General features: G+C 71.3%; 16 protein-coding genes. 12 read left to right on the plus strand and 4 right to left on the minus strand.

The features are described 5' to 3' along the window. Positions 1-49 precede the first annotated feature (49 nt). The 4 genes from SSP24_RS19755 to SSP24_RS19770 all read left to right on the plus strand — a co-directional run bounded on the left by SSP24_RS19755 (position 50) and on the right by SSP24_RS19770 (position 1,818). Positions 50-580 (plus strand): hypothetical protein, encoded by a 531-nt coding sequence (locus SSP24_RS19755; RefSeq protein WP_141310975.1) that lies wholly within the window; start codon positions 50-52, stop codon positions 578-580. A 115-nt stretch (positions 581-695) separates the two neighbouring features. After that, positions 696-962 (plus strand): cupin domain-containing protein, encoded by a 267-nt coding sequence (locus SSP24_RS19760; protein WP_229865537.1) that lies wholly within the window; start codon positions 696-698, stop codon positions 960-962. After that, a complete protein-coding gene (locus tag SSP24_RS19765; protein ID WP_141310977.1) occupies positions 959-1,411 on the plus strand; it encodes a PIN domain-containing protein in 453 nt (150 codons plus the stop codon). Before SSP24_RS19760 ends, SSP24_RS19765 begins: the two co-directional genes overlap by 4 nt. A 116-nt stretch (positions 1,412-1,527) precedes the next feature. Continuing rightward, complete coding sequence (locus SSP24_RS19770) at positions 1,528-1,818, plus strand: DUF3303 family protein (protein WP_141310978.1); 291 nt, start codon at positions 1,528-1,530, stop codon at positions 1,816-1,818. 7 nt (positions 1,819-1,825) lie between these two features. Here the strand turns inward: SSP24_RS19770 and SSP24_RS19775 are convergent, their stop codons facing one another. The 3 genes from SSP24_RS19775 to SSP24_RS19790 form a co-directional block, all read right to left on the minus strand. Continuing rightward, positions 1,826-2,476 (minus strand): putative DNA-mimic protein, encoded by a 651-nt coding sequence (locus tag SSP24_RS19775; RefSeq protein WP_141310979.1) that lies wholly within the window; start codon positions 2,474-2,476, stop codon positions 1,826-1,828. A 137-nt stretch (positions 2,477-2,613) separates the two neighbouring features. Continuing rightward, positions 2,614-3,324 carry a GntR family transcriptional regulator gene (locus tag SSP24_RS19780; protein ID WP_141310980.1) on the minus strand — a complete coding sequence of 237 codons (711 nt, stop codon included), beginning with the start codon at positions 3,322-3,324 and terminating at the stop codon, positions 2,614-2,616. A gap of 164 nt (positions 3,325-3,488) precedes the next feature. Next, positions 3,489-4,844: an aspartate aminotransferase family protein gene (locus SSP24_RS19790; protein ID WP_141310981.1), complete on the minus strand. Its 1,356-nt coding sequence runs from the start codon at positions 4,842-4,844 to the stop codon at positions 3,489-3,491. A gap of 172 nt (positions 4,845-5,016) precedes the next feature. Here SSP24_RS19790 and SSP24_RS19795 point away from each other — a divergent pair, with 172 nt between their 5' ends. The 5 genes from SSP24_RS19795 to SSP24_RS19815 all read left to right on the plus strand — a co-directional run bounded on the left by SSP24_RS19795 (position 5,017) and on the right by SSP24_RS19815 (position 11,239). After that, positions 5,017-5,628 (plus strand): type 1 glutamine amidotransferase family protein, encoded by a 612-nt coding sequence (locus SSP24_RS19795; protein WP_141310982.1) that lies wholly within the window; start codon positions 5,017-5,019, stop codon positions 5,626-5,628. After that, positions 5,625-6,089, plus strand: a complete 465-nt coding sequence (locus tag SSP24_RS19800) for a MarR family winged helix-turn-helix transcriptional regulator (RefSeq protein ID WP_141310983.1) — start codon at positions 5,625-5,627, stop codon at positions 6,087-6,089. Before SSP24_RS19795 ends, SSP24_RS19800 begins: the two co-directional genes overlap by 4 nt. Before the next feature lie 119 nt (positions 6,090-6,208). Beyond that, positions 6,209-8,098 carry a serine/threonine-protein kinase gene (locus SSP24_RS19805; protein WP_141310984.1) on the plus strand — a complete coding sequence of 630 codons (1,890 nt, stop codon included), beginning with the start codon at positions 6,209-6,211 and terminating at the stop codon, positions 8,096-8,098. A gap of 144 nt (positions 8,099-8,242) precedes the next feature. After that, positions 8,243-9,763 carry a PstS family phosphate ABC transporter substrate-binding protein gene (locus tag SSP24_RS19810; RefSeq protein WP_141310985.1) on the plus strand — a complete coding sequence of 507 codons (1,521 nt, stop codon included), beginning with the start codon at positions 8,243-8,245 and terminating at the stop codon, positions 9,761-9,763. A 72-nt stretch (positions 9,764-9,835) separates the two neighbouring features. Then, positions 9,836-11,239, plus strand: a complete 1,404-nt coding sequence (locus SSP24_RS19815) for a M28 family metallopeptidase (RefSeq protein ID WP_141310986.1) — start codon at positions 9,836-9,838, stop codon at positions 11,237-11,239. Between the two features lie 7 nt (positions 11,240-11,246). Here the strand turns inward: SSP24_RS19815 and SSP24_RS19820 are convergent, their stop codons facing one another. Further along, the gene (locus tag SSP24_RS19820; protein WP_141310987.1) at positions 11,247-11,996 is read right to left on the minus strand and encodes an SLATT domain-containing protein; all 750 of its coding nucleotides are present in this window, start codon (positions 11,994-11,996) and stop codon (positions 11,247-11,249) included. 311 nt (positions 11,997-12,307) lie between these two features. Here SSP24_RS19820 and SSP24_RS19825 point away from each other — a divergent pair, with 311 nt between their 5' ends. From SSP24_RS19825 to SSP24_RS19835, 3 genes are read left to right on the plus strand one after another with little or no spacing between them, the layout of a single operon-like run. Next, entirely contained in the window at positions 12,308-12,649 is a 342-nt protein-coding gene (locus tag SSP24_RS19825; protein ID WP_141310988.1) for a YbaB/EbfC family nucleoid-associated protein, read from the plus strand. A 59-nt stretch (positions 12,650-12,708) separates the two neighbouring features. Next, on the plus strand, positions 12,709-13,308 hold the full coding sequence (gene recR, locus SSP24_RS19830; RefSeq protein ID WP_141310989.1) for a recombination mediator RecR: 600 nt from the start codon (positions 12,709-12,711) through the stop codon (positions 13,306-13,308). Continuing rightward, the gene (locus tag SSP24_RS19835) at positions 13,301-13,957 is read left to right on the plus strand and encodes a DUF5063 domain-containing protein (protein WP_141310990.1); all 657 of its coding nucleotides are present in this window, start codon (positions 13,301-13,303) and stop codon (positions 13,955-13,957) included. Before recR ends, SSP24_RS19835 begins: the two co-directional genes overlap by 8 nt. Positions 13,958-14,380 lie beyond the last annotated feature (423 nt).

Raw genomic sequence — 14,380 nt, forward strand, 5'->3', positions numbered from 1 at the left:
AGCTCTCTCTCACACTCTTCTCTCCGACCGGAGCATCTCCTGGTGCGCGGTGGGCGTACTGGCGTACCTATTGAGCCTCCCGGGCGCGACCCGCGTCACCGTCCGCGCGCTCGCCGAGCAGCGCAGGGAAGGCCTGGGGCGGATCGCTCGGGCCCTGCGTGAGCTGGAGGAATCGCGGTATCTGCGGACGGTGCTGCGGGGGGACCGGGAGACGGGGCAACTCGTCGCCGTCTACGAGGTGTTCGACACTCCGTACGAAGACGAGTCACGTGCGGGTGAACCTGAAAAAGTTCGGAACCTGACCTCCGGCGAGTCCGCCTCGTCGGGCCATCAGCGCACGGTGCTCGCCGCGAGGCTGCTCGGCTCGCTCGGTATCACGCATCCCTGCCTCATGCTCGGCGCCTCCCAGGTGTGGCGGCTCGCGCCGCTGGTGGTGGAGTGGTGGGACGCGGGGCTGAGCAGCGCACAGGTGCGGGCGGCGCTGACCGAGGGGCTGCCGAGGCGCGTGCACTCACCCGCCGCCCTCATCGAGAACCGGCTCCGGCACAAGCACCCGGCACACCCGGCGGTGGCCGCGTAGGTCTGGAAAGACTCCCGGCTCGCATCCGCGTGCCGGGCCCTTCGAAAGAAACGGAGTGTCGATGACCGTCGCACTCGTACGCCCTGAGGTGGTATACCGCCGGTATACTGTGCTCATGGCTGACACCACGATCAAGGTCGACCCCGCAGTCCGAGACCGCCTCCAGGAGCTGGCCCGGGATCGCGGCATGAGCATGCGGGACCTCGTGGGGGAGCTGGCCGGCGCCACGCCCACCAAGGAAGAGCTGCGCAAGCGGTACGAGGAGACCAAGGCGTACGTGGAGGAGCACTTCCTCGGCAGGCCGTACACCGAGGAGGACGAGAAGGCCGGCGAGAAGCTGTGGGCCGACCTGGAGGCCGGGCGCATCGGGGAGGTCCAGTGACCGAGAAGGGTCAGTATCCGCTGCCGCGGGCCGTCGTCTTCGACGACACCGCCGCCCTCGCGCTCGGCGCCGGGAACAGCATGGCCTCCCGGCTCGTCGTCGAGGCCGAGAAGAACCCCGCCCTGCGCGTGTACATCCCGGCGCTCAGCCTCGCCGCCGCCGAGCGGGAGCGGGCGGGGGTGGCCGAGCACCTCGGCGCCCTGCCGTCCGTCACCATCGAGGGGCTCGACTTCGCCGCGGCGACCGCCGTGGGAAAGCGCCTGCGGACAGCGACCGCCGGGGACGACGGTGTGTACGGCAAGGATGAGCCGGACTGGAGCGGCGCTCACGTGCTGCACCTCGCCCTGCCCACCGTCGAGTGGCCGCACGGCCGCCCCGTACTGACCAGGACGCCCACCCGCTACCGCGGCACAGGCATCCGTACCATCCGCGTCGTCGAGCAGAGCTGACAGCCGTCCTGGCGGGGAGGGCGTCGGCTCCCGTGTCCTCCCCGGCAGGGAAATCCCTGCAAACCAGGCATATCCTGACGCCGTACGCGCCCTCTGCCAGAAGAAGGTGAAGAGCGATGCGCGTCATGCTCAAGGCCACACTCGACATCGACAAGGCGAACGAGGCCCTCCGCAGTGGCAAGCTGCCGGAGTTTCTGAAGGAGGCCGTCGAGCCGCTGAAGCCGGAGGCCGCCTACTTCGGGCCGGCGGAGGGGCGCCGTACCTGCTTCATCGTGTTCGACCTTCAGGACAGCTCCGAACTGCCGCGCAAACTGGAGCCGTTCCTCACCCAGTTCAACGCCCGGACCGAGATCTTTCCGGTGATGACCGCCGACGACCTGCTGAAGGGGCTCGCGCAGTCTCGCTGAGCGGGCCTCAGCTGAACACGATCATCGAGCCCTGCGCGAGGCTCCGCGTCGCCGCCGCGTGCAGCCCCAGCCAGACGTGCCGTTCGCGGGCGAACGGGCTCGGGTCGTACGGGGCGGGTACGGCGGGTTCCTCCAACTCTGTGGGGACTAGAGGGGGTTGCGGCGCCGCCGGAGGGTTGGCCGGGTCGATGCCGATCGACGGGGCCACGAACTCCAGCTCACGCAACAGGGCCTGCGAGGAGCCCAGCGGGCCGCCCCCCGCGAGCAGTTCGTCGTCCGACAACGGGTGCGGGAAGTCGACGGGGACGTACGCTCCCGCGTGGTCGTAGTGCCAGACGAGATGTGACTGCTGGGCCGTTGTCTCGAACATTTCCAGGAGCTGCTCGTAGTCTCCGCCCAACTCGTCGACCGGGGTGACCGGCAGGCCGCACACCTGGAGCAAGTACGCGCGGCGCAGGAAGTGCAGCGCGTCGTAGTCGAAACCGGCCACCGGGGCGACGTCGCCGGACAGTCCCGGCATGTACTGGTACACCGGCACCGGCGGCAGCCCGGCCTCGGCGAGCACCTTGTTGTAATGCGCGAGTTCCTCGGCGAACGGGTTGTCGGGCGTGTGGCACAACACGTCGACGAGCGGTACCAGCCACAGGTCACAGGCCAAAAGAGGGCTCCTCACAACGCAGGCGGCGCGGGGTGATGACGGGGGCAGCGCATAGCACGGTGGTCGAAGAAGGGTAATCCGTGTGGTGCGGGGCGGGACCGCTTATGCAGTCCCCGTGTGCAGGTCCCATACCCACGTCAGCCGGTGGCCAGCCGCTCGATCAGAGCCAGCGCGTGCGTGTTGTGCCCGGCGATGATGCAGCGCGCGGCGTCGGTGTCGCGCCGGGACAGCGCATCGATCAGTTCGGTGTGGCCGGCCCACAGCAGACCGCGCAGATCCGTGACCCGGCGCAGATGCTGCACCGCGCACACCCAGGACTGCACACGCAGCCGGTGCAGAAAGTCCACCAGGTAGGGGTTGCCGAACAGGCTGCTCAGCTCGCGCCAGAAGCGCAGGTCGTAGCCGATCAGCACGGTCAGGTCCCCGGCGCAGGCGGCGCGCTGCGCCTCCTCGCCGCGCCGGCGCACGCCCGCGAGCGCGGCGGCCGTGTACGGGTCGTCGGGGTCCTGGACGTGCGGCGGGCCGCCCCGGCCGCGGTCGAGGGCGTGGAACATGCCGTCGATGACCAGGCTGCGCGCCTCGACCAGCCCGCGGAAGTCGGCGAAGGAGTACTCACGCACCCGGAAGCCCCGGTGCTGGAGCGCCTCCAGCAGGCCCTGCGCGGACAGGTCGACCAGCGCCTCACGGACCGGCGTCGCGGAGACGCCGTACTGGTCGGCGATCTCCTTGACCGTGAACTCCTGCCCCGGCTGCAGCCGTCCGGCCAGCACCTCGTCGCGTAGCGCGTCCGCGATCTGCTGCCGCAGGGTGCTGCGGGTCACAGCGCCGTTGCCGCTGGTGCCGGGCATGGTCGGGGGTCTCCTCGTCGCGTGCGGATGGCGTGCTCGTGGTGGGTCCCCGTGGTGTGGGTCCCCATGGTGGGGGTCCCCGTGGTGGGGGTCCCCGCGGTGGGGATCCCCGCGGTGGGGGTCCACGAGCACGCCACCTTACGCGCTCGGATGCCGGGCCGTGATTACTCGGTGTGCTCGTCGGCCACCGACAGGGCCGCGTCCAGCGCCGCCAGCCCCTCCTTCAGCTCGGCCTCGGTCACATTGCACGGCGGCACGATGTGCGTCCGGTTCATGTTCACGAACGGCCACACCCCGCCCGCCTTCGCCGCCGCCGCGAACGCCGCCATCGGGGCGTTGGCCGCACCGGTCGCGTTGTACGGCACCAGCGGCTCGCGCGTCTCCTTGTTCTTCACCAGGTCCAGCGCCCAGAACATGCCGACGCCGCGCACCTCGCCCACGCACGCGTGCCGCTCGGCCAGCTCCCGCAGCGCGGGCTGAACGACCTCGGCGCCCAGCCGGGCGGCGTTCTCGACGACGCCCTCCTCGGCCATCACGTTGATCGTCGCGACGGCGGCGGCACAGGCGAGCGGATGGCCGGAGTACGTCAGTCCGCCCGGGTACGGCCGCTTGCCGAAGGTCGACGCAATCTCGCCGGAGATGGCGACCCCGCCGAGCGGTACGTATCCGGAGTTCACGCCCTTCGCGAAGGTCATCAGGTCCGGCACGACGTCGAACAGGTCCGCCGCGAACCACTCACCGGTCCGTCCGAACCCCGCCATCACCTCGTCGAGGACGAAGGCGATCCCGTACTTGTCGCAAAGTTCGCGCACGCCCGCCAGATACCCCGGCGGCGGCACCATGATCCCCGCGGTCCCGGGGATCGTCTCCAGGACGATCGCGGCGATGGTCGCCGGGCCCTCGAAGGCGATCGTCGTCTCCAGGTGCTCCAGCGCCCGCGCGCACTCCTGCTCCTCGGTCTCGGCGTAGAAGCGCGAGCGGTACAGGAAGGGCGCCCAGAAGTGCACGACTCCGGCCGTGCCGCTGTCGTTGGCCCAGCGGCGCGGGTCGCCGGTGATGTTCACCGCCTGCTGGGTGCCGCCGTGGTAAGAGCGGTACGCCGACAGCACCTTCGGGCGGCCGGTGTGCAGCCGCGCCATCCGCACCGCGTGCTCGACGGCGTCGGCGCCGCCGTTGGTGAAGAAGATCTTGTCGAGGTCGCCGGGGGTGCGCTCGGCGATCAGCCGGGCGGCCTCGGAGCGGGCCTCGATGGCGAAGGCGGGCGCGAAGGTGGACAGGGTTGCGGCCTGTTCCTGGATCGCGGCGACGACCTTCGGGTGCTGGTAGCCGATGTTGGTGTAGACGAGGCCGCTGGTGAAGTCGAGGTAGTGGTTGCCTTCGTAGTCCCAGAAGTACGACCCCTCCGCACCGGCGACGGCGAGCGGGTCGATGAGCTCCTGCGCGGACCAGGAGTGGAACACATGCGCACGGTCCGCGGCCTTCACGGCTGCACCGGCGGCGGGATGGGGCTGAGGGGTCATGCCGCCGAGGGTAAATGTCCGGGATGCGGACGCGACATCGGCGTCCTGTATGGGGTCTCGCACATTCCGCGACAGATTGTCGACGGGCACACCCTCGCATGGCATTGACAGGATGCTGTCGAAAGTGACAGCATCCTGTCATAGGGATTCGCCGCATGACCCAGGAGGCGTCATGAACAGCAGCCGCAAGCCCGTCCATCTGGCCGTCTACGACACCCTCGCCGACTGGGAGACCGGCCACGCGACGGCGTATCTCGCCCGCGCCGGGTACGAGATCCGCACCGTCGGTCCCACCACCGCCCCGGTCACCAGCATCGGCGGCCTGCGCGTCCAGCCGGACCTGGCCCTGGACGACGTACGGCCCGAGGACAGCTCGCTGCTGATCCTCCCGGGCGCCGACCTGTGGGACACGAGTGACGACCTCGCACCGTTCGCCCGCAAGGCGCGCGCGTTCCTGGCCGCCGGGGTGCCCGTCGCCGCGATCTGCGGGGCCACCGCCGGGCTCGCCCGCGAGGGCCTGCTCGACGACCGCGACCACACCAGCGCGGTCTCCTTCTACCTCGCCGCGACCGGCTACCAGGGCGGCGCACGGTACGTCGACGCCGACGCGGTCAGCGACGGCGACCTGATCACCGCCGGGCCGACCGAGCCGGTCGCCTTCGCGCGGGAGATCTTCCGGCTGCTCGGGGTGTACGAGGGTGAGGTGCTGGACGCCTGGTACCGGCTGTTCCACGACTCCGACCCCGAGGCGTACGCCGTCCTCGAACAGGCGGGCGCGCGGTGAGCCGCCGGCGGCAGGACCTGTTCAGCCGTGGCGCGCTCGGCGTCTTCCGGCTGAACGGCCAGTTCCTCGCGGTGGCGGAGGAACTGGCCCGCCCGGCCGGGCTCACCGCGGCCTGGTGGCAGGTCCTGGGCGCGGTGCTGCCCGAGCCGCTGCCCGTCGCCGGGATCGCCCGCGCGATGGGCATCACCCGGCAGAGCGTCCAGCGCATCGCCGACCTGCTGGTCGAACGGGACCTGGCCGAATACCGCCCCAACCCCGCCCACCGCCGCGCCAAGCTCCTGGCGCCCACGGAGGCGGGCCTGGCGGCGGTGCGCCGCATCGACCCCGGGCACGCGGACTTCGCTGACCGGCTGGCTCGTGCGCTGGGGGAGGAGGGCTTCGAGGAGACGGTACGGGTGCTGGAGCGGCTGTCGCGGGTGCTCGACGAGGTGGGGATGCCGACGGCCGCGGGGGAGCCGTAGGAACCGCGGATGGCTCGCTTCCGTTACGGAACCGTAGAAAGCGGCCCGGCCGTCTCCCCCTATCGCCGGATTATTCTTCGGTCATCTCACAGGGGCGGATGGGGGAAGGCGGGTTCGCCGTGGACAGACTGGGGCCTGGGGATCCACCGCGGATCGGTGCCTACCGGCTGCTGGCGCGGCTCGGCGCCGGCGGCATGGGGCATGTGTATTTGGCGCGGTCGGACCGGGGGCGGACCGTCGCGGTCAAGCTGGTGCGCAAGGAACTGGCCGCGCAGGAGGAGTTCCGGGCACGGTTCCGGCAGGAGGTGCGGGCCGCCCGGGAGGTCGGCGGTCACTGGACCGCGCCCGTGCTCGACGCCGACACCGAGGCGGCCGTGCCGTGGGTGGCCACCGGGTACGTCGCCGGACCGAGCCTGCAGCAGGTCGTCGGACGGGACCACGGGGCGCTGCCCGAGCGTTCGGTACGGATCCTGGCGGCCGGGCTCGCGCACGCGCTGAAGGACATCCACGCCGCCGGGATCGTGCACCGGGACCTCAAGCCGTCCAACGTGCTCGTCACCATCGACGGGCCCCGCGTCATCGACTTCGGGATCGCGCGGGCGATGGAGACCGTCACCGACGGGGGCCTGACCCGGACCGGCGCGCTCGTCGGCTCGCCCGGTTTCATGGCGCCCGAGCAGGTGCGCGGCGACCGCATCACGCCCGCCTGCGACGTCTTCTGCCTCGGCTCCGTCCTCGCCTACGCCGCCACCGGCCACCTCCCCTTCGGCGGCGCCGACAGCGGGGTGCACGCCCTGATGTTCCGCATCGCCCAGGAGGAACCCGACCTGGACGGCGTACCCGAGGGCATCGCCGATCTCGTACGGCACTGCCTGCGCAAGGACCCGGCCGCCCGGCCCACACTGGACGACATCCTTCGGCGCACGGGCGCCGAGGACACCCTCACCGGCGGGCGGTCCCGGGAGCCCTGGCTGCCGGGCGGGCTGGTGGCCCAACTCGGGCGGCACGCGGTGCAGTTGCTGGAGAGGGAGGATCCGGAAGGGGCCGGGGGCGCCGACGCCGACCGGGGTGCCTCGCCCGAGCACGCGTCCGCCGCCGACGAGGCGGCACCGGCGGCCGCGGGGCAGCAGCCCGGAGCGCAGCCCCTGGACCGGATGCCCACGGTGGCCGCGGCCCAGGGCGCCGCACCACCGGCCCCGCCGCACCCGGCGTACGGCTCTGCGCAGCAGGGGCAGAGCCATCCCCAGCAGGCCCAGGGCCAGGGCTCCGCGCAGAGCGCGGCGCCGCCACCGCCGTACGTCCCCATGTACGGACCCGCCAACGGCGGCGCGTACCCCAACGGACCGTACGCCGCCACTTCGCACACCCCCGGCCCCTACGGCGGTCTCGGCCCCACGCGTCCCTACGGCTCACCCCCCGCCTTCCCTCCCGAGGAGCCGCCCCGCAGAAGCGGCCGCACCACCGTCGCGCTCCTCGCCATGGCGCTGGTCGTCGCGCTCGCCGCCGGTGGGACGGTGTACGCGCTGATGGACGGCACCGAGACCCCGCAGGCCGGCCCGACCGCCTCCACGCCCGCCGGCTCCTCCGCCCCGACCACCCCCGACGCCCCCACCACGACCCCGGAACCGTCGGCCTCGTCCACGCCCGCCGACGGGGCGATACCCAGCGGCTATCTCGGCACCTGGACGGCCACGATCGACAACGCGAGCGGGCAGCACACCCGGCGGCTGACCCTTCAGCAGGGCGAGGTCGGCGACACGGTCCTGTCCCTCGTCGCGGACGGGCCCGTGGACGGCGGCGGCAGCTATCACTGCGTGTTCCAGGCAGGGTTGGCGGCGGCGCCGGGTGCGGACGGCCCGGTGCGGGTCGGCCCGTCCACGGTGACGGTCGGCGAACCGGCCACCGCCTGCACACCGGGCGCGGCCACCGAGATCACCCTCCTGCCGGACGGCAGCCTGCAGCGCGTGAACGGGACCACCGGGGAGAAACTGACGTACCGGCGCCAGTGACGTGTGCCCGGCCACGGCCGAAGTCCCGTTCCCTGTAGGTAAGTTGAACGTACAGCGAACTTTGCGGGCACGGCCCTGACGGGCTGTTCGGACAGACGTACGGTGACCCCACCATCTGAGCTCTGGAGTGGCGGGGGACCACCAGTGTGGGAGTGGCTGAACAACGAGAACGTCATCGCCGTCGGCACGTCCGTCCTCGGTGTCGCCGCGGCCCTCGCGACGTTCCTGTACGACCGCTGGGTGCCGCGTCGCAAGCTGATCGGCTACCGCGTACAGATGGACACCCCCATAGGTGACGGGGTGTCGTCCAACCCCCGCCTCGGGGACTTCGACGTACCGAACATGGCCCGCGCCTCGCTCGTCCTGCTGCGGATCGAGAACGACGGAGGACGGAGCATCGACCAGGGCGACTACACGTCGTCCGACATCCACGGTCTGACCGCCGAGTTCACGGGGCGCACGGTCCAGGCCGTCGCGGTCACCCAGCCGTCCGGCATCGATCATCTGAACAGCCACTTCATCCGCCGGAACGGGTTCGACCACCACGACAACAAGGTGACCATCCCGCGGGTCCCGCTCGAACCCGGCGACCACTTCAAGCTGCTCGTGCTGCTCTCCGGCGGTCAGGTGGAGGGGGAGGTCAAGCTGATCGGTGGCCTCCACGAGGGCAAGGTGCACCAGAACAGCTCCCCCACGCCGGACGAGAAGCAGCGCCTGTTCAGCCTCCCCGCCCGGCTGCTCAGCGGCGCGCTCATCCTCGCCCTCCTGGGCCTCGCCGGCATCATCGTGTTGCGTGACGGCAACCCGATCGAGTGCGAGCGGGGCGAGCTGACCGTGATCGGCTCGACCGCCTTCGAGCCGGTCGTCCGGACGCTCGCCGACCGGTACGAGAACAAGTGCGAGGGCGCCCACATCTCGGTCGAGGCGCGGGGCAGCGAGGCCGGTGTCACCGAACTCGCGCACCTGGACCGGGACGACGCCCGGTCGGTGATCGCCTTCTCGGACGGGCCGATGGGCGAGCGCTGGAAGCTGAAGGGGAAGAAGGTCGCGCTGTCCGTCTTCACCGTCGTCGTGCACAAGGACATCGACCTCGGTTCGCACGGTCTGTCCCTGCAGGAGGTGCGGGACATCTACGCGGGCGAGTACCAGCGCTGGGGGCAGGTCGTCCCCGAGGTGAAGGAGATCGCCGACCTGCCGATCGTCCTGGTCAGCCGGGGCGATGAGTCGGGTACCCGGCAGGTCTTCCAGGAGCGGGTGCTGAACGCGTGGGAAGGGGCGCCGAGCACGTCACTGGACTGCACGCCGCCCGAGCGGCCCGGTGACACCGTCACCCGCTGCGAACTCCCCGGCACAAGGGCCGTGTTGGACAAGGTCGAGGAACAGCCCGGCGCCATCGGCTACAGCGAACTCACCCTCGCCGAGGCGCGGGGTGACGACCTGCGCAGGGTGCCCCTGAACGGTGACCAGCCCGACGACGAGCAGATCGAGCTGGGCAGCAGCCGCTACCCGTACAAGGACGTCGAGTACGCCTACACCTACGGCACTCCCCGCCCCGGCTCCCTAGCCGCCAGCTTCCTCGCCTACTTCGACGAGTCCACCAGCCAAAAGGTGATCCGGGACGAGGGCCATCTTCCGTGCCTGCGGGTGCCGGTGCAGTGCGAGTGACGCTCTTGCGGGAGTTTGATGTGTCCACGACCATGGACGCTCACGTGTGTGCGCGTCGGCCCAGGAGGACACATGCGTCCCAGCCCCAGCAGGCGAACGGTACTCACCGCGACCGGCGCGACGGCGCTGGGAGTCGCGGCGGCGACTGAGGCCGAGGCCGCGGCGCCGTCGGGCTACCGCCCACCGGCGACCGCTCAGCGCCCCACCCGCGAACTGCGCGCCCTGCTCCGGGAGATCGACTCCGACCGCATCGAGGCTTCCGTCCGCAGTCTCGTCTCTTTCGGCACCCGGCACACCCTCTCCAGCCAGGACGACCCGCGGCGCGGCATCGGCGCCGCCCGCGACTGGCTGCTCGCCGAGCTCCGCTCCTACGCCGCCGCGTCCGGCGGCCGGATGACGGCCGAGCTCCAGTCGTACGTCCAGGAACCCGCCCCGCGGATCCCGACGGCGACCCGGATCACGAACGTGGTGGCGACGCTGCGGGGGTCGGTGACACCGGAGCGGGTGTACGTCGTCTCCGGGCACTACGACTCCCGCGTCACCGACATCATGGACGCCACCTCGGACTCGCCGGGCGCGGACGACGACGCGTCCGGGGTGGCGGTGGTGCTGGAGCTGGCGCGGGTGATGGCGACGCGGCGCCCGGCGTCGACGATCGTGTTCGCGGCGGTGGCGGGGGAGGAGCAGGGCCTGTACGGCGCCGCGCACATGGCGCAGCAGCTGAAGGCGGCGGGCGCGGACGTGCAGGGCATGTTCACCAACGACATCGTCGGCAGCCCGACGGCGGACGACGGTACGCGCGACCCGTACACGGTCCGCCTGTTCGCCGAGGGCGTGCCCACGTCGGAGACTCCGGAACAGGCCGCGATCCGCCGTTCGGTCGGCGGCGAGAACGACTCCGCGACGCGCCAACTGGCCCGTTTCGTACGGGATGTGGCGGACAACGACGCCACAGGCATGCACGTCCGTGTCATCTACCGCCGCGACCGCTATCGCCGGGGCGGCGACCACATCCCGTTCCTGGAACGCGGCTACCCGGCCGCACGCTTCACCGAGCCGGCCGAGGACTTCGCCCACCAGCACCAGGACGTACGCGTCGACGAGGACGGCAAGCAGTACGGCGACCTGCCGGAGTTCTGCGACTTCCGGTACGTCGCCCGAGTGGCCCGCGTGAACGCGGCGACCCTCTGGACCCTCGCCCAGGCCCCCGGCACCCCGCGCGACGCCCGGATCATCACCACCACCCTCACCAACTCCACGCAGCTGGTGTGGACCCGGGGCACGGAACCCGACCTGGCGGGCTACGAGGTGGTCTGGCGCGAGACGACGTCCCCGGAGTGGACCCACGTCGTCCCCGTGGGCGATGTGACGACCCACGAGGTGGACCTGTCCAAGGACAACGTGTTCTTCGGGGTGCGAGCGGTGAACCGGGCGGGGCTGCGCAGTCCGGTGGCGTTTCCGCGACCGGAGGCCTAGCCGCCGGTCACCTTGGCTCCGGGGGTCGCTGACGAGGCATATTGGGCCGAGCCCCTGCTCCCGGCGGCAACGGAAACCTCCCCTGTCCGCCCGCACCCTCCGGCCGCCCCCCGGACGCCACCGCCGACTGGATCCCTAGCGGCGCGGACCCGGTCCGGAACTCCACCATCCAGTCCGCCGTCTCCGTCCGCACCAGCTCCGTCACATCCTCCGAGAACCTGCGCAGCACCCCGAGGCACCGCTCAGCCGCCTCCCCGGCCGTCCCCTCGGTGGGCCCCAGCACCTCCCGCACACTCTCCGACGCCCAGTCGAACTGCAATGCCTGCAACCTCCGCTGCACGGCCTGCGCGGTCGCCACGTCCCTTATCCACCCGGACGTCACCCCGAAGTACCGGTCCACCGCCACACAGGACACCGCCAGCAACAGCGCCAGATACCCCCAGGGCGCCACCCCGCGCACCACACCGGCCAGGTCGAGGAACGGCAGCGCGGCCCCGGTCACCGCCCCCACCGCGGTCCCGCACCGCAGCGCCCGAGCACCCCGCCGCTTCCAGACCCGGTCGGCGAGGTACCAGGCCGCCGTCTCCAGCGCCCCCCGCTCCACCCACTGGTACAGCTCGTGCAGCCGCACCGCGGGCTCCGTCCAGTCCCCGAGCGGAAACTCCCGCCCGGCCAGATCGCCCGGCCGCAGCCCGGCCGCGCCCTCGCCGCGCCCGTCCTGAGGCGGACCCTCGGGCTGCATCTCCGGCTGACCCACCCGGCACTCCCTATCGACCACAGCTGATCACGGTGCGTGACACGTCGTGTCGTACAGCTCGTACAGCGCACGCGTCGTCACGACGTCCCGCCTGATGGTGACGCCGATGCGCCGGAACCCTTCCTACCGCCCAATGGGTGGCGAAGGCCCTGCTTTCCCCTGTTTTCCGCCCGGAAGGGGGCCTTGATCAGGTATAGGACACGAGGTTCTCTCACTCGAAAGAGTGCTGGGGCGACGGCCGCGTGGAGCACGTAGGCTCGTGCTGAGCGGGAAAAGCCCGTGCCTCATGAGCCCCGGAAGAGGAGCTGATCGTGATCCCCGGTGGTGGCCAGCCCAACATGCAGCAGCTGCTGCAGCAGGCCCAGAAGATGCAGCAGGACCTGGCGAAGGCCCAGGAGGAACTGGCGCAGACCGAGGTCGACGGCCAGGCGGGCGGCGGCCTGGTGCAGGCCACGGTCACCGGCGCCGGTGAGCTGCGCGCGCTGCGGATCGACCCGAAGGCGGTGGACCCGGAGGACACCGAGACGCTCGCCGACCTGATCGTGGCGGCGGTACACGCGGCCAACGAGAACGCGCAGACCCTTCAGCAGCAGAAGCTGGGCCCACTGGCCCAGGGCCTGGGCGGCGGCGGTATCCCCGGACTGCCCTTCTAAGTCGGGCCGCGGGAAACTACCGTACGTACTGAACGACACCCAGGAAGGGCGGCAGTCCGTTGTACGAAGGCGTGGTCCAGGACCTCATCGACGAACTGGGGCGGCTGCCCGGCGTCGGTCCCAAGAGCGCCCAGCGGATCGCCTTCCATGTGCTGCAGGCGGAGCCGGCGGACGTCCGTCGGCTCGCGCACGCGCTTCTGGAGGTCAAGGCGAAGGTCCGGTTCTGCGCCACCTGCGGCAATGTCGCCCAGGAGGAGCTGTGCGGGATCTGCCGCGACGGCCGCCGCGATCCGGCGGTGATCTGTGTGGTCGAGGAACCCAAGGACGTCGTCGCCATCGAGCGCACGCGTGAGTTCCGCGGCCGCTACCACGTGCTGGGCGGCGCGATCAGCCCGATCGAGGGCGTGGGCCCGGACGACCTGCGTATACGAGAGCTTCTCGCGAGGTTGGCCGACGGGACGGTCACGGAGCTCATCCTGGCCACGGACCCGAATCTGGAGGGCGAGGCCACCGCGACGTACCTCGCCCGCATGATCAAGCCCATGGGCCTGAAGGTCACCCGCCTGGCCAGCGGCCTCCCGGTGGGTGGCGACCTGGAATACGCGGACGAGGTGACCCTCGGTCGCGCCTTCGAGGGGAGACGACTCCTAGATGTCTGACGCCACGCTGCACTCCACGACGCAGGACCCGGACGACTTCGCGGTCCAGATCGCGGACCAGGTAGAGAGCTTCCTGGTCGCCGTCACCGAGGTGGCCAGGGGAGACGAGCCGGACTCGGCCGTCCCCTTCCTCCTGCTGGAGGTCTCCCAACTCCTCCTGGCCGGCGGCCGCCTGGGCGCCCACGAGGACATCGTCCCCGACGAGCGCTACGAGCCCGACTCGGGTCCCGAGCCCGACGTCGACGAACTCCGTGAGAACCTCGCCCGGTTGCTGGAGCCGATCGACGTCTACTCCGAGGTCTTCGACCCCTACGAGCCCCGCAAGGCCCGCGTCCCGGCCCGTATCTCCGACGACCTGGCCGACGTCATCACCGACCTGCGCCACGGCATGGCCCACTACCGCGCGGGCCGCACCACGGAGGCCCTGTGGTGGTGGCAGTTCTCCTACTTCTCCAACTGGGGCTCCACGGCGTCCGCCACCCTGCGCGCCCTGCAGTCGGTCGTCGCCCACGTCCGCCTCAACCAGCCCCTGGAGGAACTGGACGGCCTGGACACCGACCAGGGGATGGGCGACGACACCCTGGAAATCGAGGCCGGGAAGGTCATGCAGCAGGAGATCGCGGGGCCGCTGGGGGTGCGGGTGAAGTAGCCGATGCGGCCTCCAGCGTGTCCCAAGCGACACCTCGGCGTTGCCCTTCCGAAGCAGGCGCCCCCCTACCGTGACGGGACCTTGATCGAGCCTAAGCGGACAAACGGGGGGCGACCAACACAGTGGCACGCGTACGGAGAAGATCTACGAGGGCAACGGCACCGGTGGCCCTGACCCTGGCCGCACTGCTCACGGGTTGCGGTCCGACGGACGCGGACGCCGACGGGGGAACGCGCCCTGCGGGACCAGCGTCCACGACCACGGCGCCGGCATCACCGCCGGAACCGACGACAGCGACGCCCACCCCCACCCCCACATCGACCGCGTCCCCGTCCCCGACGCGCACCACACCCACGCCGAGGCCGACCCCGAAGCCGTCCACGGCGCCCCCGACGCGGTCGCCCCGACCGGCCGCTCCCACCG

It is taken from the genome of Streptomyces spinoverrucosus, from assembly GCF_006539505.1.
GTDB classification, from domain to species: domain Bacteria; phylum Actinomycetota; class Actinomycetes; order Streptomycetales; family Streptomycetaceae; genus Streptomyces; species Streptomyces spinoverrucosus.

What these genes read in the sequence shown, in the direction of transcription:
- SSP24_RS19770 (WP_141310978.1), top strand. Translation starts at nt 1,528, where the DNA reads ATGCGCGTCATGCTCAAGGCCACACTCGACATCGACAAGGCGAACGAG.
- SSP24_RS19790 (WP_141310981.1), bottom strand. Translation starts at nt 4,844, where the DNA reads ATGACCCCTCAGCCCCATCCCGCCGCCGGTGCAGCCGTGAAGGCCGCG.
- SSP24_RS19795 (WP_141310982.1), top strand. Translation starts at nt 5,017, where the DNA reads ATGAACAGCAGCCGCAAGCCCGTCCATCTGGCCGTCTACGACACCCTC.
- SSP24_RS19780 (WP_141310980.1), bottom strand. Translation starts at nt 3,324, where the DNA reads ATGCCCGGCACCAGCGGCAACGGCGCTGTGACCCGCAGCACCCTGCGG.
- SSP24_RS19835 (WP_141310990.1), top strand. Translation starts at nt 13,301, where the DNA reads ATGTCTGACGCCACGCTGCACTCCACGACGCAGGACCCGGACGACTTC.
- SSP24_RS19760 (WP_229865537.1), top strand. Translation starts at nt 696, where the DNA reads ATGGCTGACACCACGATCAAGGTCGACCCCGCAGTCCGAGACCGCCTC.
- SSP24_RS19815 (WP_141310986.1), top strand. Translation starts at nt 9,836, where the DNA reads ATGCGTCCCAGCCCCAGCAGGCGAACGGTACTCACCGCGACCGGCGCG.